At 71.5% G+C, this 19,055-nt stretch carries 17 protein-coding genes; 3 read left to right on the top strand and 14 right to left on the bottom strand.

Annotated features, from left to right (window positions below; all coding sequences use genetic code 11):
• Positions 1 to 5: 5 nt before the first annotated feature.
• The 5 genes from ruvX to rpsD form a co-directional block, all read right to left on the bottom strand.
• A complete protein-coding gene (ruvX, locus tag EF903_RS00490; RefSeq protein ID WP_125540601.1) occupies positions 6 to 476 on the bottom strand; it encodes a Holliday junction resolvase RuvX in 471 nt (156 codons plus the stop codon).
• Positions 477 to 478: 2 nt separating this feature from the next.
• Positions 479 to 3,148, bottom strand: a complete 2,670-nt coding sequence (alaS, locus tag EF903_RS00485; protein WP_125540600.1) for an alanine--tRNA ligase — start codon at positions 3,146 to 3,148, stop codon at positions 479 to 481.
• A complete protein-coding gene (locus EF903_RS00480; RefSeq protein ID WP_125540599.1) occupies positions 3,148 to 3,498 on the bottom strand; it encodes a DUF6167 family protein in 351 nt (116 codons plus the stop codon). The genes alaS and EF903_RS00480 overlap by 1 nt, the downstream gene beginning before the upstream one ends.
• An 8-nt stretch (positions 3,499 to 3,506) precedes the next feature.
• Entirely contained in the window at positions 3,507 to 3,938 is a 432-nt protein-coding gene (locus EF903_RS00475; RefSeq protein WP_125540598.1) for a DUF948 domain-containing protein, read from the bottom strand.
• A 202-nt stretch (positions 3,939 to 4,140) separates the two neighbouring features.
• On the bottom strand, positions 4,141 to 4,752 hold the full coding sequence (gene rpsD / locus EF903_RS00470; RefSeq protein WP_114056761.1) for a 30S ribosomal protein S4: 612 nt from the start codon (positions 4,750 to 4,752) through the stop codon (positions 4,141 to 4,143).
• Positions 4,753 to 5,029: 277 nt separating this feature from the next.
• Between rpsD and EF903_RS00465 the strand changes: the two genes are divergently transcribed.
• Positions 5,030 to 5,692: a DUF2470 domain-containing protein gene (locus EF903_RS00465; RefSeq protein WP_125540597.1), complete on the top strand. Its 663-nt coding sequence runs from the start codon at positions 5,030 to 5,032 to the stop codon at positions 5,690 to 5,692.
• Between the two features lie 30 nt (positions 5,693 to 5,722).
• On the opposite strand, the gene EF903_RS00460 is transcribed toward EF903_RS00465, so the two are convergent.
• The 4 genes from EF903_RS00460 to EF903_RS00445 form a co-directional block, all read right to left on the bottom strand.
• Entirely contained in the window at positions 5,723 to 7,081 is a 1,359-nt protein-coding gene (locus EF903_RS00460; RefSeq protein ID WP_125540596.1) for a replication-associated recombination protein A, read from the bottom strand.
• A 40-nt stretch (positions 7,082 to 7,121) separates the two neighbouring features.
• On the bottom strand, positions 7,122 to 7,730 hold the full coding sequence (locus EF903_RS00455; protein WP_125540595.1) for a vitamin K epoxide reductase family protein: 609 nt from the start codon (positions 7,728 to 7,730) through the stop codon (positions 7,122 to 7,124).
• A gap of 199 nt (positions 7,731 to 7,929) precedes the next feature.
• Positions 7,930 to 9,189 carry a histidine--tRNA ligase gene (hisS, locus tag EF903_RS00450; protein ID WP_125540594.1) on the bottom strand — a complete coding sequence of 420 codons (1,260 nt, stop codon included), beginning with the start codon at positions 9,187 to 9,189 and terminating at the stop codon, positions 7,930 to 7,932.
• A gap of 10 nt (positions 9,190 to 9,199) precedes the next feature.
• Positions 9,200 to 9,913 carry an MBL fold metallo-hydrolase gene (locus tag EF903_RS00445; RefSeq protein WP_125540593.1) on the bottom strand — a complete coding sequence of 238 codons (714 nt, stop codon included), beginning with the start codon at positions 9,911 to 9,913 and terminating at the stop codon, positions 9,200 to 9,202.
• A 165-nt stretch (positions 9,914 to 10,078) separates the two neighbouring features.
• Between EF903_RS00445 and EF903_RS00440 the strand changes: the two genes are divergently transcribed.
• Together EF903_RS00440 and EF903_RS00435 are read left to right on the top strand one after the other, a co-directional pair.
• The gene (locus EF903_RS00440; protein WP_125540592.1) at positions 10,079 to 10,861 is read left to right on the top strand and encodes a peptidylprolyl isomerase; all 783 of its coding nucleotides are present in this window, start codon (positions 10,079 to 10,081) and stop codon (positions 10,859 to 10,861) included.
• Between the two features lie 190 nt (positions 10,862 to 11,051).
• Entirely contained in the window at positions 11,052 to 12,281 is a 1,230-nt protein-coding gene (locus EF903_RS00435; protein ID WP_125540591.1) for a DUF349 domain-containing protein, read from the top strand.
• Between the two features lie 115 nt (positions 12,282 to 12,396).
• Here the strand turns inward: EF903_RS00435 and EF903_RS00430 are convergent, their stop codons facing one another.
• The 5 genes from EF903_RS00430 to yajC all read right to left on the bottom strand — a co-directional run bounded on the left by EF903_RS00430 (position 12,397) and on the right by yajC (position 19,011).
• A complete protein-coding gene (locus EF903_RS00430; RefSeq protein WP_125540590.1) occupies positions 12,397 to 14,778 on the bottom strand; it encodes a bifunctional (p)ppGpp synthetase/guanosine-3',5'-bis(diphosphate) 3'-pyrophosphohydrolase in 2,382 nt (793 codons plus the stop codon).
• 226 nt (positions 14,779 to 15,004) lie between these two features.
• Positions 15,005 to 15,556 carry an adenine phosphoribosyltransferase gene (locus tag EF903_RS00425; protein WP_125540589.1) on the bottom strand — a complete coding sequence of 184 codons (552 nt, stop codon included), beginning with the start codon at positions 15,554 to 15,556 and terminating at the stop codon, positions 15,005 to 15,007.
• Positions 15,553 to 16,614, bottom strand: coding sequence for a protein translocase subunit SecF (secF, locus tag EF903_RS00420; protein ID WP_125540588.1), 1,062 nt, complete (start codon positions 16,612 to 16,614; stop codon positions 15,553 to 15,555). The genes EF903_RS00425 and secF overlap by 4 nt, the downstream gene beginning before the upstream one ends.
• A gap of 3 nt (positions 16,615 to 16,617) precedes the next feature.
• Entirely contained in the window at positions 16,618 to 18,399 is a 1,782-nt protein-coding gene (gene secD, locus EF903_RS00415) for a protein translocase subunit SecD (RefSeq protein WP_125540587.1), read from the bottom strand.
• A gap of 150 nt (positions 18,400 to 18,549) precedes the next feature.
• Positions 18,550 to 19,011 carry a preprotein translocase subunit YajC gene (yajC, locus tag EF903_RS00410; RefSeq protein WP_125540586.1) on the bottom strand — a complete coding sequence of 154 codons (462 nt, stop codon included), beginning with the start codon at positions 19,009 to 19,011 and terminating at the stop codon, positions 18,550 to 18,552.
• Positions 19,012 to 19,055 lie beyond the last annotated feature (44 nt).

Raw genomic sequence — 19,055 nt, 5'->3', positions numbered from 1 at the left:
CGCGATCAGACAACCACTTCGACGCACTCGCCGGGCGGATTACCCGATACCCGTTCGGTCTCAAGAGCGTTCTGAAGGATCACCACGGCGGCGGCCTGGTCGATGACCGACCGCCCCTTCTTGGCGTTCCGCCCGGAGGCCCGCAGCCCCTGGGCGGCGGTGACCGTGGTCATCCGCTCGTCCACGAGCCGGACCGGAACGGGCCTCACGCCCTTGGCCAGTTCGGCGGCGAAGGCGCGCACCTTGGCCGCGGCCGGCCCCTCCCGCCCGCTGAGCGAGCGGGGCAGGCCGACCACGACCTCCAGGGGTTCGTACTCCTCCACGAGCTGCCGCAGCCGCCGGTGGGCGAAGGGGATGTCCCGGCCGGGCACGGTTTCCACCGGTGTGGCCAGCACCCCGTCGGGGTCGCAGGTCGCGACCCCGATCCGGGCGTCCCCGACGTCGATGGCGAGGCGGCGTCCGCGGCGCAGTGCCATCGTCAGGCCGTCTCGACGACGAGGCGCTCGACCGCGGCGATGGCCTCCGGCACGGCGTCCGGGTTCTGGCCGCCGCCCTGGGCGACGTCGGGCTTGCCGCCGCCTCCGCCGCCGAGGGTCTTGGCGGCCGTGCGGACCAGGTCGCCGGCCTTCAGGCCGCGCTCGCGGGCGGCCTCGTTGGTGGCGACCACGGTCAGCGGGCGGCCGCCCGCGACGGTGAAGAGCGCGACGACGGCCGGGCGGTCGCCCTGGATGCGGCCGCGGACGTCGAGGACCAGCTTGCGCAGGTCGTCGGCGCCGGTGCCGTCCTGGACCTGCCCCACCACGAGCGCGACGCCGCGGATGTCCTGGGCGTTCTCCGCGAGGCCGGCGGCGGCCTGGAGGACCTTCTCCGCGCGGAACTTCTCGATCTCCTTCTCGGCGTCCTTCAGCTTGCCGAGCATGGAGGCGATCTTCTCCGGGAGCTCCTCGGGGCGGCCCTTGACCAGCTCCTGGAGCTGGGCGACGACCGTGTGCTCCTTGGCGAGGAAGTTGTAGGCGTCCACGCCCACGAGCGCCTCGACGCGGCGCACGCCGGAGCCGATGGAGGACTCGCCGAGCAGCTTCACCAGGCCCAGCTGGGCGGTGTTGCCGACGTGCGTGCCGCCGCACAGCTCCTTGGAGAAGTCGCCGATGGTCACGACGCGGACCCGCTCGCCGTACTTCTCGCCGAACTCGGCGATGGCGCCCTGCTTCTTCGCCTCGTCGATGCTCATGATCTCGGCGGTGACGTCCAGCTCGCGCGAGAGCACGTCGTTGATCTTCTGCTCGACGTCGGTGAGGACCGTGCCGGGGACGGCGTTCGGCGAGCCGAAGTCGAAGCGGAAGCGGCCCGGGCTGTTCTCCGAGCCGGCCTGAGCGGCCGTCGGGCCCAGGGCGTCGCGGAGCGCCTGGTGGGTCAGGTGGGTCGCCGAGTGGGCGCGCGCGATGGCCCGGCGGCGCCGGACGTCGATCGCCGCGTACGCGGAGGCGCCGACGGTCACCTCGCCGACCTGGACGGAGCCCTTGTGGACGGAGACGCCGGGGACCGGCTGCTGGACGTCGCGGACCTCGATGACGGCGCCCGAGTCGAGCTTGATGCGGCCCTGGTCGGCGAGCTGGCCGCCGCCCTCGGCGTAGAAGGGGGTGCGGTCCAGGACGACCTCGACCTCGTCGCCCTCGGAGGCCGCCGGGGAGGAGACGCCGTTGACGAGCAGGCCCACGATGGTGGCCTCGCCCTGGTTGGTGGCGTAGCCGGTGAACTCCGTGCCGCCCGCCGAGTCGGCGATCTCGCGGTAGGCGGCGACGTCGGCGTGGCCGGTCTTCTTGGCCTTCGCGTCCGCCTTGGCCTTGTCCTTCTGCTCCTGCATCAGGCGGCGGAAGCCGGGCTCGTCGACGGTCAGGCCCTGCTCGGCGGCGATCTCCAGGGTCAGGTCGATCGGGAAGCCCCACGTGTCGTGCAGCAGGAACGCCTTGTCGCCGGCCAGGACCGAGCCGCCGCCGGCCTTGGTCTCGGTGATGGCGCCTTCGAGGACGTTGGTGCCGGCGTTCAGGGTCTTCAGGAAGCGGGCCTCCTCGGCGAGCGCGACGGTCTCGATGCGCTGCCGGTCGGTGATCAGCTCCGGGTACTGCTGCCCCATCGTGTCGATGACGGTGTCCAGCAGCTCCTTGACGACCGGGCCCGTCGCGCCCATGAGGCGCATGTTGCGGATGGCGCGGCGCATGATGCGGCGCAGCACGTAGCCGCGGCCCTCGTTGCCGGGGGTGACGCCGTCGCCGATGAGCATGACGGAGGTGCGCATGTGGTCGGCGACCACGCGCATCGAGACGTCGGTCTCCTTGGCGGCGCCGTAGCGGACACCGGTCAGCTCCGTGGCCTTGTCCATGACGACGCGCAGGGTGTCGGTCTCGTACATGTTCCGGACGCCCTGGAGGATCATCGCCAGGCGTTCGAGGCCGAGGCCGGTGTCGATGTTCTTCGACGGCAGGTCGCCGAGGATCGGGAAGTCCTCCTTGCCGTCTCCGGCGCCCCGCTCGTACTGCATGAAGACGAGGTTCCAGATCTCCACGTACCGCTCGTCGTTGACGGCGGGGCCGCCCTCGACGCCGAACTCGGGGCCGCGGTCGTAGTTGATCTCGGAGCAGGGGCCGCAGGGGCCGGGGACGCCCATGGACCAGAAGTTGTCCTTCTTGCCCAGGCGCTGGATGCGCTCGGCGGGGACGCCGACCACGTCGCGCCAGATCTGCTCGGCCTCGTCGTCGTCCTGGTAGACGGTGATCCAGAGCTTCTCCGGCTCCAGCCCGTAGCCGCCGTCCGCCACCGGGGTGGTCAGCAGCTCCCAGGCGAGCTTGATGGCGCCTTCCTTGAAGTAGTCGCCGAAGGAGAAGTTGCCGCACATCTGGAAGAACGTGCCGTGGCGGGTCGTCTTGCCGACCTCTTCGATGTCCGGGGTGCGGACGCACTTCTGCACGCTGGTGGCCCGCGGGGCCGGGGGCTTGGTCTCGCCGAGGAAGTACGGCTTGAACGGGACCATGCCCGCGTTGACCAGCAGCAGAGTCGGGTCGTCCGCGATGAGCGACGCCGAAGGGACAACGGCATGACCGCGCTCCTCGAAGAAGCTCAGCCAGCGGCGGCGGATTTCAGCCGACTCCATCAGTGGTCCTCATTCCGGTTGATGTGGGAGAAGTTCGGTCGGTGGGTGGTGCGTTGCGGGTTCTCGATGGCCTGCAGCCGCCGCGGCCCGGGGAGGGCGGTGACGTTGTCGGGCCGGTCGGGGTCCTGATGCAACCCCAGTGCGTCGTTCAGCTCGTCCTCGCGCTGCGACATTCCCGCTTTGACGTCGAGGGCGAAGTGCTTGAGCCGGTGGCCGGCCTCCACGGCCTTGTCGGCGGCCTGCGCGGCGAGGCTCTCCGGCGTCAGCTGCTTCAGCCGGCGGTTGACCTTGGTGGTGGCCCACACGCCGGCGGCTGCGCCTGCGGTGAACCAGAAGGCTCGGCGGAACATCGGCTCTCTCAGCCCTTCTGCTTGCGGCGCCGCGCGGCCGGCACCGTGCGGCCAACGATCACGGTACGCCGTTCGGCGGAGCGCGGCGCCCCTTCCCGGCTCCTGCCCAGGGCCTTGCGGACCCCGTAGCCGAAGGCGGCGACCTTCACGAGCGGGCCGCCGAAGGTGGAGGCCACGGTGGAGGACAGGGCGGAGGCGTTGGACGTGACCTCCTGGACGTCGCTCGCGATGGCGTCGACCCGGTCGAGCTGGGTGCGCGCGGAGCGGACGGTGGTGGAGGCGTCGGCGAGCAGGGGGACGGCCTGCTCGGTCACGTCGGCCACCAGTTTGGTGGTCGCCTTGAGCACCTGCGCCAGCCTCGCCAGCGCCACGGCGAGGAAGGAGACGAGGATGGCCCAGAAGACGGCCACGAGGATTCCGGCCACCTCTCCACCGGACACGTTGCACCGCTCTCTGCATGTTGATCGCTACGTCGAAAAGTCGTCCTCCGACCCTATCGCGCCGCAGATCCGCCGCCGTACCGGAATACCGGGTCGGCAGGGCCGGGCACGGGGCGGCGGGGGGCCGGCAAGCAGGAAGCCCGCCGGCTCCCCCGAGGGGGAGCCGGCGGGCTGACCGGCTGTGAGCCTTCCGTCCGCTGGATCAGCGGGCGTAGTACTCGACGACGAGCTGCTCGTCGCAGATGACCGGGATCTCCTTGCGGTTCGGGTCGCGGTCCAGGCGGAAGGCCAGGGCCTTCAGGTTGACCTGCAGGTAGCGCGGGGTCTCGCCCTCACCTGCGTAGCCGCCCTCGCGGGCGATCTGGAACGGGACCTTCTCGCGGCTGCGCTCGCGCACGGTGATGACGTCGTCCGGGCGGACACGGAACGACGGCTTGTCGACCTTGGCGCCGTTGACCTCGATGTGGCCGTGGACGACCATCTGGCGGGCCTGGTAGATGGTGCGGGCGATGCCCGAACGCAGGACCAGGGCGTCGAGGCGACGCTCGAGCTCGACGACCAGCGCCTCGCCCGTCTTGCCCTCGGCCTTCTTGGCGCGGTCGTAGGCGCGGGCCATCTGGCGCTCGGAGATGTCGTACTGGGCGCGCAGACGCTGCTTCTCGAGCAGGCGGACCTTGTAGTCCGAGTTCTGCTTGCGGCCACGGCCGTGCTCGCCCGGCGGGTAGGGGCGGGCCTCGAAGTACTTGACGGCCTTCGGCGTCAGGGCGATGCCGAGAGCACGCGACTTCTTGACCTTGGGTCGCTTCTGGTTCACGGGGAACCTACCTCCATGTAAGTTAGGTGAGGCTTACCTTATCGAGGAGGACGTAATGTCTCGACCGCATGGGATCCCCCTGCCCAGAGCGCATCGGAGTTCGGATTCCCATCAACCGGAATCCGCTTTCGACGACGATGAACAAGGTCAGCCGCGTCCCAGGGAAGGCGTTCGGCAGCTCACCGGAGCCGAACGCGTACGAACCCTCGTAGAGTCCAACGCCTCAGTATCCCTCACGCTGCCGGGTGCTCACGACCAGGGAGAGTGGTGGACAGGGGTGCCGGCCGCGCGGACCGCCACCCCGGACGGGGACGTGCTTCTCCTGGTACCAGGGGAATCCGCGGCTGCCAGGGCAGCCGCTCACGCCCAGGACGACGACCTCACCGCCGTGATCGAGATCACGGACGTGGCGCCGGTGTCCGTGCCCCATCGTATCCGAGGCCGCGCCTGGCTCGCCGGGTGGCTGACGCGGGTCCCCGCGGCCGAGCGTGCCGCCTGCGCCGCCCTCCTCGCCGAGCGCCGGCCCGTCGGCGGACTCCTCGGCCTGGACTCCCGCCCCGGATGGGTGCTGCTGCGCCTGGAGGTCGGCGAGGTCTCCGTCGACGACCTGTGGGGCGCCGAGCACGTCGACCCCGACGACCTCGCCGCAGCCGAGCCCGACCCCCTCCTGGACCACGAGACCGAACTCCTCCAGCACCTCGCCGCCGCCCACCGCGACCGCGTCGCCGACCTCGGCTCCCTGCTGGGCCCCCGCCGGGACGGCGCCCTCACCGCCGTCCCGCTGGCCCTGGACCGCCTCGGCCTGCGCGTCCGCTTCAGCCGCCCCGGCGCCGCGGCGTCCTCCTCCTTCGACGCCCGCTTCGACTTCCCCGACCCCGTGCGCGACGTGTGCGGACTGCGCCGCGCGATGCACCACCTCTTCGCCGCGGCCGGCCGCTAGGTACTCCCCCGCCGGTGATCCGGCGGCCGGTCAGGCGCCGCCCGCGCCGCGGAGCCGCTCGCGGACCTTCTCCACCACGTCCGCGTAGCGCGCCTCGGCGCCGTACCGCGTCGGCTCGTAGTACCGCTTGCCGTGGACCGCGTCCGGCGCGTACTGCTGCGCCGCGATCGCCCCCGGCACGTCGTGCGGGTACACGTACCCCACCGCGTGCCCGAGCTTCGCCGCCCCCTTGTAGTGCCCGTCCCGCAGGTGCGACGGCACCGCCCCCGCCAGGCCCGCCCGCACGTCCGCGAGGGCCGCGCCGATCGCCGTCGTCGCCGTGTTCGACTTCGGGGCCAGTGCCAGCGCGATCGTCGCGTGGGACAGGGTCAGCGCCGCCTCCGGGAAGCCGATCATCGCCACCGCCTGCGCCGCGGCCACCGCCAGCGGCAGCGCGTTCGGATCCGCCAGCCCGATGTCCTCGCTCGCCGAGATCATCAGGCGGCGCGCGATGAACCGCGGGTCCTCCCCCGCCTCGATCATCCGCGCCAGGTAGTGCAGGGCCGCGTCCACGTCGGAGCCGCGGATCGACTTGATCAGGGCGCTCGCCACGTCGTAGTGCTGGTCGCCGTCCCGGTCGTACTTCACGGCCGCCCGGTCGACGGTCTCCTCGACCGTCCCGAGCGTGATCTCGTCCTCGCCCTTGGCGAGGGCCGCCCCCGCGGCCGCCTCCAGCGCCGTCAGCGCCCGCCGGGCGTCCCCGCCCGCGATCCGCAGCAGGTGCGCCTCGGCGTCCTCCGGCAGCGACACCGCCCCGCCGAGCCCCCGCTCCTCGTCCAGGGCCCGGTGCAGCAGCCCGCTCAGGTCCGCGTCGGACAGCGGCTCCAGCGTCAGCAGCAGCGAGCGCGACAGCAGCGGGGAGATCACCGAGAAGTACGGGTTCTCCGTCGTCGCCGCGATCAGGGTCACCCAGCGGTTCTCGACGGCCGGGAGCAGCGAGTCCTGCTGCGCCTTGCTGAAGCGGTGGATCTCGTCGAGGAAGAGGACGGTCTCCTTGCCGTAGCCGCCCGCGGCGCGCCGGGCGCCCTCGATGACGGCCCGGACCTCCTTGACCCCGGCGGTGATCGCGGACAGCTCCACGAAGCGCTTCTGCGTCGCCTGGCTCACCACGTACGCCAGGGTCGTCTTGCCGGTGCCGGGCGGGCCCCACAGGATCACCGACGAGGAACCGGCCGGGCCGCCCGCACCCTCGCCGACCAGCCGCCGCAGCGGCGAGCCCGGCCTCAGCAGGTGCTGCTGCCCGACGACCTCGTCCAGGTTGCGCGGGCGCATCCGGACGGCGAGCGGGGAGCTCGCCGGGTCCTTCTCCGCACGGTCTTCGGCTGCGGCGGTGAACAGGTCTGGTTCCACACGGGAAGCCTATGCGCTCCCGCCGACAGCCCGGGCGGCCTCAGGAGGTCCAGAACTCCCACCAGCGGGTCAGGATCAGCATGCCGATGATCCCGATGTGCAGTACCGGCAGGACCCAGGTGAACTCGTCGAGGAAGTTCCGCAGCCAGGCCGGCGCGGGCAGCAGCCCCTCGCGGACGTTGTGCGCGGTGACGTACCAGAACATCAGGATGGTGGCGACCCAGGCCAGGCAGCACCACAGGCAGAGGGCGCTGATGTTGTACAGCGACTGGTACGTCAGCCAGGCGCAGAAGACGACGCCGAAGAGGGTGCCCGCGTTGAACGTGAGCCAGTACCAGGGGCGGAAGCGGGCGCCGGCCAGGACGCTCATGCCGACGCAGATCACGATGCCGTAGGCGACGAGGCCGAGCATCGGGTTCGGGAAGCCGAAGACCGCCGCCTGCTCGCTCTTCATGATGTTGCCGCAGGAGACGATGGGGTTCAGGCTGCACCCGGGCGTGAAGTTCGGGTCCTCCAGCAGCTTGAACTTGTCGATCGTGATCACCCAGGCCGCCAGCAGCCCGGCCGCGCCGGTGATCACCAGCAGCCAGGCCAGGGCCCTGCTCGCGCCGACGGTCCGCACGGTCGTGTCGCCTGTAGTCGTCGTCATGCGCTGCATTCTGCCGCACGGTCCTGTGCGGCCTTCCGGGCGGTAACCGCGTGCGGCCACCGCTCGTTGTCCGGTCAGCTGGTCCCCGACGGTGCGGGGATGATCCGGAGATGTACGCCTTCGAGACGAACGGCGGCGCCTGCTCCCCGCACTCGCGGGGTTCGAGGCCGGACGGTATCCGCCGCCCGGCCTCGACACATCACGCGAGCTTCGCGCGCACGCTCTCGACCAGGGCGTCCAGCGGCACGGCCGTCTGCTCGCCGGACTCCATGTCCTTGAGCTGGACGACGCCTTCGGCGAGGTCGCGGTCCCCCGCGACGACGGCGAAGCGGGCGCCCGAGCGGTTGGCGTCCTTCATGGCCCCCTTGAGGCCCTTGCCGCCGTACGACATGTCCGCGGACACACCGGCCCGGCGCAGCTCGGTGACCAGCCCGAAGACGGTCGGCTTCGCGTCGCCCAGCGCGACGGCGAAGACGTCGGTGGTCCGGGCGATGTCCAGCTCGACGCCCTCGGCCTCCAGGGCCAGGACGGTGCGGTCGACGCCGAGCGCCCAGCCCACCGACGGCAGCGCCGGACCGCCGATCATCTCGGACAGGCCGTCATAGCGGCCGCCGCCGCCGACCGCGGACTGCGAGCCCAGGCCGCCGTGGACGAACTCGAAGGTGGTGCGGGTGTAGTAGTCCAGTCCGCGGACCAGCTTCGGGTCGTCCTCGAAGACGACGCCCGCCGCGGTGACCAGCGCGCGCACCTCCTCGTGGTACGCCTTGCAGCCGTCGCAGAGGTAGTCGCGCAGCAGCGGGGCGTCGGCGAGCTGCTTCTGGACCTCGGGCCGCTTGTCGTCGAGGACCCGCAGCGGGTTGATCTCGGCGCGGCGCAGGGTCTCCTCGTCCAGGTCGAGCCCGCGCAGGAAGGCCTGGAGGGTCTCCCGGTAGGCGGGACGGCACTCCTTGTCGCCCAGGGAGTTCAGCAGGATCCGGAAGTTCTTCAGCCCCAGCGAGCGGTAGGCCCGGTCGGCCAGGATGATCAGCTCGGCGTCCAGGGCGGGATCCTCGGCTCCGATCGCCTCGGCGCCGACCTGCGAGAAGTGGCGGTAGCGGCCGGCCTGGGCGCGCTCGTACCGGTAGTACGAGCCGGAGTAGTAGAGCTTGACCGGCAGGTTCCCCTGCTTGTGCAGGTTGGCCTCCAGGGCGGCGCGCAGCACGGACGCGGTGCCCTCGGGGCGCAGGGCGAGCTTGTCGCCCCCGCGGGTCGTGAGGGTGTACATCTCCTTGGACACGATGTCCGTGGACTCGCCGACGCCGCGGGAGAACAGCTCGACGTTCTCGAAGCCCGGGGTCTCCACGTATCCGTAGCCGGAGTTGCGCAGGGGCGCGGCGATGGCCTCGCGGACCGCCAGGAACTTGGCCGAGCGGGGCGGGATCAGGTCGTACGTGCCCTTGGGGGCCTTGAAGGTGCTCACGAAAGTCTCGTCACATTCCTCGTCGTGGAGCGGCCGTGGGGTCCGCTGCCAGGCCGGCGGCTACCTCCCGCAGGTACGGGTTGGTCGCGCGCTCGCGGCCGATGGTGGTCTGGGGACCGTGGCCGGACAGCACCACGGTCGAGTCGTCGAGCGGCAGGCACACGCGGGCCAGCGACTCGAGCATCTCGGCGTGGGAGCCGCCGGGCAGGTCGGTGCGTCCGATGGAGCCGGCGAAGAGGAGGTCGCCCGAGAAGAACACCGGCGGGATGTCCGCCTGCTCGGGCATCCGGAAGGTCACCGACCCCTTGGTATGGCCGGGCGCGTGCGCCACCGTGAAGTCGAGGCCGGCGAGCTTCAGGCCGGCGCCGTCGGCGAGCTCGCGGACGTCGTCCGGCTCGCCGATGGTCAGCTCGCCCATGAGCGGCATCCCGATGGAGCGGCCGAGGGCCTTCTCCGGGTCGCTCATCATGTAGCGGTCCTCGGGGTGGATCCAGGCCGGCACGTCGTGCGCTCCGCACACCGGGACGACGGAGGCCACGTGGTCGATGTGGCCGTGGGTGAGGACGACGGCCACGGGCTTGAGCCGGTGCTTGCGGAGGGTCTCCTCGACGCCCTGGGCCGCCTGGTGGCCCGGGTCGATGATCACGCACTCCTCGCCTGCGGCGGGGGCGACCACGTAGCAGTTGGTCCCCCAGGCCCCGGCGGGGAACCCGGCAATCAGCACGTTCGTCCTCATTCTTCGTCCGGCGGGAGCTGCAGCTGCGGTGGTTGTCCGCCAATGCTGCTGCTCAGAGCCTACCGGCGCGGCTCGTTCCACAGCGAACCCATATACGGTACGGCCATACCGTGCCCGGACAGCGGTACCAGACACGCACAAGGAGACGACCCGGTGGTCACGAGCGATCAGCGGCGGCGACAGCTCGCCAGGGAGAAGTTCGAGCGTCAGCAGAAGCGGCGCGCCGAGGCCCGGCGCAAGGCGCGGCAGCGGGCGGTCATCGCCGGCGCGGCGGCGGCCGTGGTGGCCGCGACGCTGGTCGGCCTGGTGGTGGGCGGGGTGTTCGACTCCGGCAAGAAGGGCAGTGCCGCCGACCCGGCGGCGGACCCGTCGGCGTCGGCGAGCCCGAAGGCCTCCCCGGCGCCCGCGATGGCGATCGACCAGAAGGCCAAGTACACCTTCGCGTTGAAGACGAGCGCGGGTGAGATCAAGGTCGAGATGGACGCGGCCAAGACTCCGGAGACCGTCAACTCGTTCAAGGCGCTGGCGGACAAGGGCTTCTTCGACAACACGAAGTGCCACCGCCTGACCACGTCCGGGATCTACGTGCTCCAGTGCGGCGACCCGGAGGGCACCGGCATGGGCGGCCCGGGCTACACGATCGCGGACGAGAACCTGGACGCGCTGGGCAAGCCGAACGAGCAGGGCCAGGTGGTCTACCCGGCGGGCACGGTGGCGATGGCGAACACCGGCCGGCCGAACAGCGGCGGCAGCCAGTTCTTCCTGGTCTACAAGGACAGCCCGCTGGCGCCGTCGTACACCCCGTTCGGCAGGATCGACGCGGGGGGCATGAAGGCGCTGGAGGGGGTCGCGAAGGCGGGCACCGCCGACGGCGGCCAGGACGGGGCCCCGAAGACCCCCGTGACCATCGAGAAGGGCACCGTCACGCAGAACTGACGGGGGCGGTGGCGCCGCGTCCGGCCGGCCCCGCGCCCGTGCGGCGACATTGCGTCGTGCGGGATGCGGACAGCCGGCCCGGCGGTCGCCTATGTTGGCGTTGTGCAGGGCGGGTGCTGCCCGCCCGAGGAAACTGTGGACGATGCCCAGGGGGTCACCCCCTTTGCAGGCATCAGGTGGAGGAGGCGCTGTGAGCAGCGACCCGTGGGGCCGCGTCGACGAGACGGGCACCGTGTACGTGCGTACTGCCGAGGGGGAGAAGGTCGTCGGCTCGTGGCAGGCGGGCACCCCCGAGGAGGCCCTGGCCTACTTCGAGCGCAAGTACGAGGGCCTGGTGGTCGAGATCGGCCTCCTCGAGCGGCGGGTGCGGACCACCGATCTGTCCGCCAAGGACGCGCAGACGGCGATCGACCACCTGCGCACGCAGGTGGACGAGCACCACGCCGTCGGCGACCTTGACGCGCTGCGCGTGCGGCTGGACAAGCTGGTCGCGACGGTCGAGGCGCGGCGCGAGGAGCGCCGGGCGCAGAAGGCCCGGCAGGCGGACGAGGCCCGCACGGCCAAGGAGGCCCTGGTGGCCGAGGCCGAGGAGCTGGCGCAGAGCGACCAGTGGCGCTCGGCGGGCGAGCGGCTGCGCGCGCTGGTGGACACGTGGAAGGGCCTGCCGCGGCTGGACCGCAAATCGGACGACGAGCTGTGGCACCGCTTCTCGCACGCCCGCTCCGCCTTCTCCAAGCGCCGCAAGGCGCACTTCGCCGCACTGGACGCGCAGCGCGAGGACGCCCGCAAGGTGAAGGAGAAGCTGGTCGCCGAGGCGGAGGCGCTGTCGGGGTCGACGGACTGGGGTCCGACGGCCGCGCGCTACCGCGAGCTGATGGCCGACTGGAAGGCGGCGGGCCGGGCGCAGCGCGAGGCCGAGGACGACCTGTGGAACCGTTTCCGCGGTGCGCAGGACGTGTTTTTCGCGGCGCGCAGCGAGGTGTTCGCCGAGCGCGACGCCGAGCAGGTGGAGAACCTCAAGCTGAAGGAGGAGCTGGCCGAGGAGGCCGAGAAGCTCGTCCCGGTGGCGGACCTGAAGGCGGCCCGGGCCGCGTTCCGGTCGATCAACGAGCGCTGGGAGGCCGTCGGCCACGTGCCGCGGGACGCCCGGGCCAAGGTCGAGGGCCGCATGCACGCCGTCGAGCGGGCGATCCAGGAGGCCGAGGAGGGCGAGTGGCGCCGGACGAACCCGGAGGCGCGGGCCCGTGCGGCCGGCCTGACGGGCCAGCTCCAGGCGGCGGTCGACAAGCTGCGCGCGGAGATCGACGCGGCGCGTGCGGCGGGCAACAACGCGAAGGCCGACAAGCTGGCGCGTGAGCTGGAGGGCCGCCAGGCCCTGCTGGACCAGGCGCTGAAGGGCCTGGAGGAGTTCGGCGGCTGAGGCGGACGACCCCGGCAGCAGCGGGAGGGCCCCGGTACGCGGTGCGTACCGGGGCCCTCCCGTGTTCGGAGCGGCCCCGTACCGGCGGTTGCCCCCGCCGGCAGGGGCTGCGCGCCTAGGGCCTGCGGGCCGAGGTGACGCGGTAGACGTCGTAGACGCCCTCGACGCCGCGCACGGCCTTCAGGACGTGTCCCAGGTGCTTCGGGTCGCCCATCTCGAAGGTGAACCGGGAGGTGGCCACCCGGTCGCGGGAGGTCTGGACGGCGGCGGAGAGGATGTTCACGTGCTGGTCCGACAGGACCCTGGTGACGTCCGAGAGCAGCCGGGAGCGGTCCAGGGCCTCGACCTGGATGGCGACGAGGAAGACCGAGGACTGGGTGGGCGCCCACTCGACTTCGAGGATCCGCTCGGGCTGCTGGGAGAGCGAGTCGACGTTGACGCAGTCCGCGCGGTGAACCGATACGCCACTGCCGCGGGTGACGAACCCGATGATCGGGTCGCCGGGGACGGGCGTGCAGCAGCGGGCGAGCTTGACCCACACGTCGTCGACGCCCTTGACGACCACGCCCGGGTCGGCGCTGCCGCGCCGCTTGGTGCGGGCGCGGGACGGCGGGACGCTCTCCTCGATGTCCTCGTTGGCGGCCTCCTCGCCGCCGAGCGCCTGGACGAGCTTCTGGACGACGCCCTGCGCGGCCACGTGGCCCTCGCCGATCGCGGCGTAGAGGGAGGAGATGTCGGGGTAGCGCATCTCGTGCGCGAGGGTGACGAGGGAGTCGCCGGTCAGGATGCGCTGGATCGGCAGGTTCTGCTTGCGCATGGCCCGCGCGATGGCGTCCTTGCCGTGCTCGATGGCCTCGTCGCGGCGCTCCTTGGAGAACCAGGCGCGGATCTTGTTGCGGGCCCGCGGGGACTTGACGAAGCCGAGCCAGTCGCGGGACGGGCCGGCGCCTTCGGCCTTGGAGGTGAAGACCTCGACGAGGTCGCCGTTGTCGAGGGTGGACTCCAGGGGGACGAGGCGGCCGTTGACGCGGGCGCCTATGGTCCGGTGGCCGACCTCGGTGTGCACGGCGTACGCGAAGTCGACGGGGGTGGCCCCGGCGGGCAGGGCGATGACGTCGCCCTTCGGGGTGAAGACGAAGACCTCGTTGCGGGAGAGGTCGAAGCGGAGCGAGTCGAGGAACTCGCCGGGGTCCTCGGTCTCCTTCTGCCAGTCGAGGAGCTGGCGCAGCCAGGCCATGTCGTTGACGGTGTCCTGTCCGGCGCTGCCCTTGGCGGCCTGCGGGACGTCCGTGCGGATCTTGGAGGCTCCGGCGACGGTCTGCTGCTTGTACTTCCAGTGCGCGGCGATGCCGTACTCGGCGCGGCGGTGCATGTCGAAGGTGCGGATCTGCAGTTCGACGGGCTTGCCGCCCGGGCCGATGACCGTCGTGTGGAGCGACTGGTACATGTTGAACTTGGGCATCGCGATGTAGTCCTTGAACCGCCCCGGAACCGGGTTCCAGCGGGCGTGGACGGTGCCCAGTGCCGCGTAGCAGTCGCGGACGGTGTCGACGAGGACGCGGATGCCGACGAGGTCGTAGATCTCCGCGAAGTCGCGGCCGCGGACGATCATCTTCTGGTAGACGCTGTAGTAGTGCTTGGGGCGGCCGGTGACGGTGGCCTTGATGCGCGCCGCTCTGAGGTCGGTCTGGACCTCGTCGATGACGACGGCGAGGTACTCGTCCCGCTTCGGGGCGCGCTCGGCGACCAGCCGGACGATCTCGTCGTACATCTTGGGGTAGAGGATCGCGAAGGAGAGGTCCTCCAGCTCCCACTTGATCGTGTTCATGCCCAGGCGGTGGGCGAGCGGGGCGTAGATCTCCAGGGTCTCGCGGGCCTTCTTCTCCTGCTTCTCCCGCTTGAGGTAGCGCATGGTGCGCATGTTGTGCAGGCGGTCGGCGAGCTTGATGACGAGGACGCGCGGGTCCTTCGCCATGGCGACGACCATCTTGCGGACGGTCTCGGCCTGTGCGGCCTCGCCGAACTTGACCCGGTCCAGCTTGGTGACGCCGTCGACGAGGAGGGCGACGGCGTCGCCGAAGTCCCGCCGCAGGTCCTCCAGCCCATAGTCGGTGTCCTCGACGGTGTCGTGGAGCAGGCCGGCCATCAGGGTGGCCGGGTCCATGCCGAGCTCGGCGAGGATCGTGGTGACCGCGAGCGGGTGGGTGATGTACGGGTCGCCGCTCTTGCGCTTCTGGCCGCGGTGCCAGCGCTCGGCGACCTGGTACGCCTGCTCGATCTGCCGCAGCGTGGCCGTCTCGATCTTCGGGTCGTTGCCGCGGACGATGCGCAGGAGGGGTTCCAGCACCGGGTTGTACGGGTTGGAACGCTGGACGCCGAGGCGGGCGAGCCGGGCCCGGACGCGGTTGGACGACCCTGCGGACTTCGCCGGCGCCGCGGCACGGTCGGCCTGCGGGTCGGGCTGCGCGGCGGAGAGTGGCTGGACCTCGTCTGGCAAGAGCGCTCCTCTGGGCGTCCCCCCGGGCGGAGTCCGGGGGAGGATCCGGTGCCCCGGTCAGGTCCGGATAACCAATGGTAGCGAGGGTTCCGCCGGCCCGTTCCCCGGCCCTTGCGGCAGGCGCCCGGCCCGGGGCGGAGCGGCCCGGAAAAGGCGGAGCGGCGGGTTCCCCGGCACGGCCCGGGGAACCCGCCGCTCGGCGGACTCGGTGCGTCCTGCGCGCCCGTCAGACGGTGATCAGCGCGTCCAGCGGTGCGCCCGCCAGGCCCTGCGCCAGCCGGGCGCGGCCGGGCAGGAAGGACAGCTCCATGAGCACCGCCACACCGGCGACGTCGGCGCCGGCCCGTCGGATCAGCGTCAGCGAGGCCTCGGCGGTGCCGCCGGTGGCCAGGACGTCGTCGATGACCATGACCCGGTCGCCGGGCCTCAGGTCCTCGGCGTGCACCTCGATCTCCGCGGTGCCGTACTCCAGCTCGTAGGCCTGCGCCAGGGTCGCGCCCGGCAGCTTGCCCGCCTTGCGGACCGGGACGAAGCCGACGCCGGCCTGGACGGCGACGGGGGCCGCGAGGATGAAGCCGCGCGCCTCCAGGCCGACGATCTTCGTGGCGCCGTAGCGGGCGGCGAGGCCCGCGAGGGTGTCCGTCAGCGCGGCGAACGCCTGCGGGTCGGCCAGCAGCGGCGTGATGTCCTTGAACACCACGCCCGGCTTCGGGTAGTCCGGGATGTCCTTGATCCGGGCGAGCAGCAGCTCGCGGACCTCGGGGGCCGCCGGGCTCACCGGCGCCGCTCCGCCCGGCCCTGCGCCACGATCTGCGGCGCCTCGTCGGAGCCGTACGACGCCTCGTCCTCGGCGGACCCGCCCTTGGCCGCGCCCGCGGCCCGCTTGGCGAGGACCCGCTTGCGCAGCGCCTTGATCGCCGGCTCGCGCTCCTTGAGGTCGACGACCAGCGGGGTCGCGATGAAGATCGAGGAGTACGCGCCGGCCGCGAGGCCGACGAACAGCGAGAGCGAGATGTCGTTGAGCATGCCGGCGCCCAGGAAGCCGCCGCCGATGAACAGCAGGCCGGCGACCGGCAGCAGCGCGACGACCGTGGTGTTGATGGAGCGCACCAGGGTGCCGTTGATGCTGCGGTTGGCGACTTCGGCGTAGGTGTAGCGGGTCTGCTTCGTGATGTCCTTCGAGCTCTCCTTCAGGCCGTCGAAGACGACGACGGTGTCGTAGAGGGAGTAGCCGAGGATGGTCAGCAGACCGATCACCGTGCCGGGGGTGACCTCGAAACCGACGAGCGCGTAGATGCCGACGGTGATGGTGAGGTCGTGGATCAGGGCGATCAGCGCGGCGACCGCCATCCGCCACTCGAAGGCGATGGCGAGGTAGATCACCACGAGGATCATGAAGACGCCGAGGCCGGTCCAGGCCTTGTTCGCGATCTGCTCGCCCCAGCTCGGGCCGACCAGGTCCGCGTTGATGTCCTGCTCCGGCATCTTCAGGCCGGTCGCCAGTTCCTTCTTGACGTCGGCCGCGGATTCGGTGTCCAGGCTCGCGATCTGGATGCGCAGCGTGCCGTTGCCGAGCTTCTGCACGATCGCCTCGTGGCCGGAGGCCTCCTTGGCGAGCTCGCGGGCCTTGGTGTCGGAGACGGTGGTCTTGCCGGTCGTGAAGACGGCACCGCCCTTGAACTCGATGCCCATGTTGAGGCCCTGGACGGCCAGGGCCACGATCGCCGTGATGGTGATCAGGATGGAAACGCCGTACCAGACGAAGCGCTTGCCGACGAAGTCGTACCCGACCTCGCCGCGGTACAGCCTGGCGCCGAGATCTCCCAGCTTCGACATCTCTCACGCCTCCTTTGCGTCGACGGGAGCGGTGACGGGGCCGGTGCGGCGGGACCGGCGCAGCGGCGGCTTGGCGCCGAGCCGCTTCGGGTCGAGTCCGGACCAGGGGTGACCGCTGGAGAAGAACTTCGTACGGGCCAGCAGCGTCATGATCGGCTTGGTGAAGAGGAACACCACGACCACGTCGAGCAGGGTGGTGAGGCCGAGCGTGAAGGCGAAGCCCTGCACCTTGCCGACGGTGACGACGAACAGCACCGCGGCGGCGAGGAACGACACGAAGTCGGACACCAGGATGGTGCGCCGGGCGCGCGGCCAGGCCCGCTCCACGGCGGGGCGCAGGGTGCGGCCCTCGCGGATCTCGTCGCGGATGCGCTCGAAGTACACGATGAACGAGTCCGCGGTGATGCCGATCGCGACGATGGCACCGCAGACGGCGGGCAGGTTCAGCGCGAAGCCGATCGCCTTCCCGAGCAGCGCCATGAGCGTGTACGTGAGGATCGCGGAGACCAGAAGGCTGACGATCGCGATCAGGGACAGGCCCCGGTAGTACACGAGCAGGTAGACGACCACGAGGAACAGGCCGATGGCGCCGGCGATGAGGCCGGCCTTCAGCTGCTCGCCGCCGAGCGCGGCGGTGACGGTGGTGACGCTGTCCTCCTGGAAGGACAGCGGGAGGGCGCCGTAGGAGAGCATGTTGCCCAGGTCCTGCGCGGACTGCTGGGTGAAGCCGCCGGAGATCTCGGCGTTGCCGCCGGTCAGCGCCTGGCTGACGGACGGGTCGGAGATGACCTGGCCGTCGAGCACGATCGCGAACTGGTTCTGCGGGGGCTGCTTGGTGGCGAGCTCACCGGTGATCTTGGCGAACTTGTCGGCGCCCTTGTCGGTGAACTCCATCGTGACGATCCACATGCCGCGCTGCGGGTCGACGACGCCCTTGGCGTCCTTGACGTCCGTACCGGCGACACCGGCCGGGCCGAGGATCCACTTGCCCCAGGCGTCGCCGCGCTGGCCGCAGGCCACCGTCGGCTCCTCGGGCTTGGCCTCCTTGCCGGCGGTGGCGCGCTGCGCCTCGTCGGTGCAGTCCAGTGCGGCGAACTTGGCCTGGAGGCCCGCCACGGCCGCGTCCGCGGGAGCCGGGGTCGGGGCGGGGGACGGGGCGGCCTTGTTGTCGTCTGCCTTCTTCGACTCGCTCGCCGAGGGCGAGGGAGAGGCCGTGGCGGCGGGGGCCTTGAGGGCCTCGCTGAGCGCACGGCCCTGGGAAGTGGCGCTGGACGACGGCGTGGCCGACGCGCTGGGCTTGGAGCTGCCCTCGGCCTTGGGGGCGCCGGAGGGGCTGGCGGACGGGCTCGGCGCGGTCTCGGGCGCGGCCGGGGCGCCGTCGGCGAACGCCAGGACCGGTCGGAAGTAGAGCTGGGCGGTGGTGCCGACCTGCTCGCGGGCCTGCTTCTCGTTCGTCCCCTTGGGGATGTTCACGATGATGTGGTCGCGGCCCTGGGTCTGGACCTCGGCCTCCGAGACGCCGAGACCGTTGACGCGGCGCTCGATGATGCCGACCGCCGTGTTCATGTTGGTCTCGTTGATCGCGTCCGGCTTGCCCGGCTCGCTCTTGGCCTTGAGCGTGATGCTCGTGCCGCCCGCGAGGTCGATGCCGAGCCGGGGCGTCGTCTGCTTCGTGAGGAACATCCCCGCGGTGAGCGCCACCATCGCGATCAGGATGACCGCCAGGGCGCGCCCCGGCCTCCCCTGCGCCCCCGTGGGCCGCCGGCCCTTCTTCGGTGCTGCCACCTTGTCGTATCTCCCTGTCCAACCGTCCCGCGCCGGGTCAGCGCGCGGACGGCCACGAAATGTGTGGTGGGGACCCCTGCCCCCCGCAGAAGTGTCACAAGCGGGACCGCGCGGCCGCCGGTCGGGCGGTCCCGCGGTCCCGGCCGCGCGTTACTTCGCGCCGCCCTCGCCGTCGCCCTTGCCGTCGGCGTCCTTCTTGCCCAGGTCGAGCTTGGGCTCCTCGGCCGCGTCCTGCTTCGCAGGGCCGGTCTCCGGGGCCTCGGCCCCGTCCCGGGTCAGGGACGAGATGTCGTCGGGGACGACGGGCGAGTCCGCGTCGGCCGGGGCCGCGGTGCCGTGGACGATGCGGTTGTACTCGTCGTCCTCCAGAACCGCCGCGATGGCCATCTTCGCGTAGATCGCGTGGACGCCGGGGGCCACCTCGAGGGTGACGGTGTCGTCGCCGAGCTCCTTGACCGTGGCGTACATGCCGCCGATGGTGCGGATGCCGGTGCCGGGCGTCATGGTGTCGCGCATCTGCGCGGCCTGCTGCTGCTTCTTCTTCGCGGAGCGCGTCATCAGGAACATCGCCCCGATGAGCACAATGAACGGGAGGAGGGTCACGAGATTCACGGGACGGAGATCCTTCGCACGACCGCTCGGGAGACGGCCTTTTT

This window comes from Streptomyces sp. WAC05292 (assembly GCF_003949955.1).
GTDB classification, from domain to species: domain Bacteria; phylum Actinomycetota; class Actinomycetes; order Streptomycetales; family Streptomycetaceae; genus Streptomyces; species Streptomyces globosus.
This window is presented reverse-complemented; position numbering and strand designations above follow the sequence as displayed.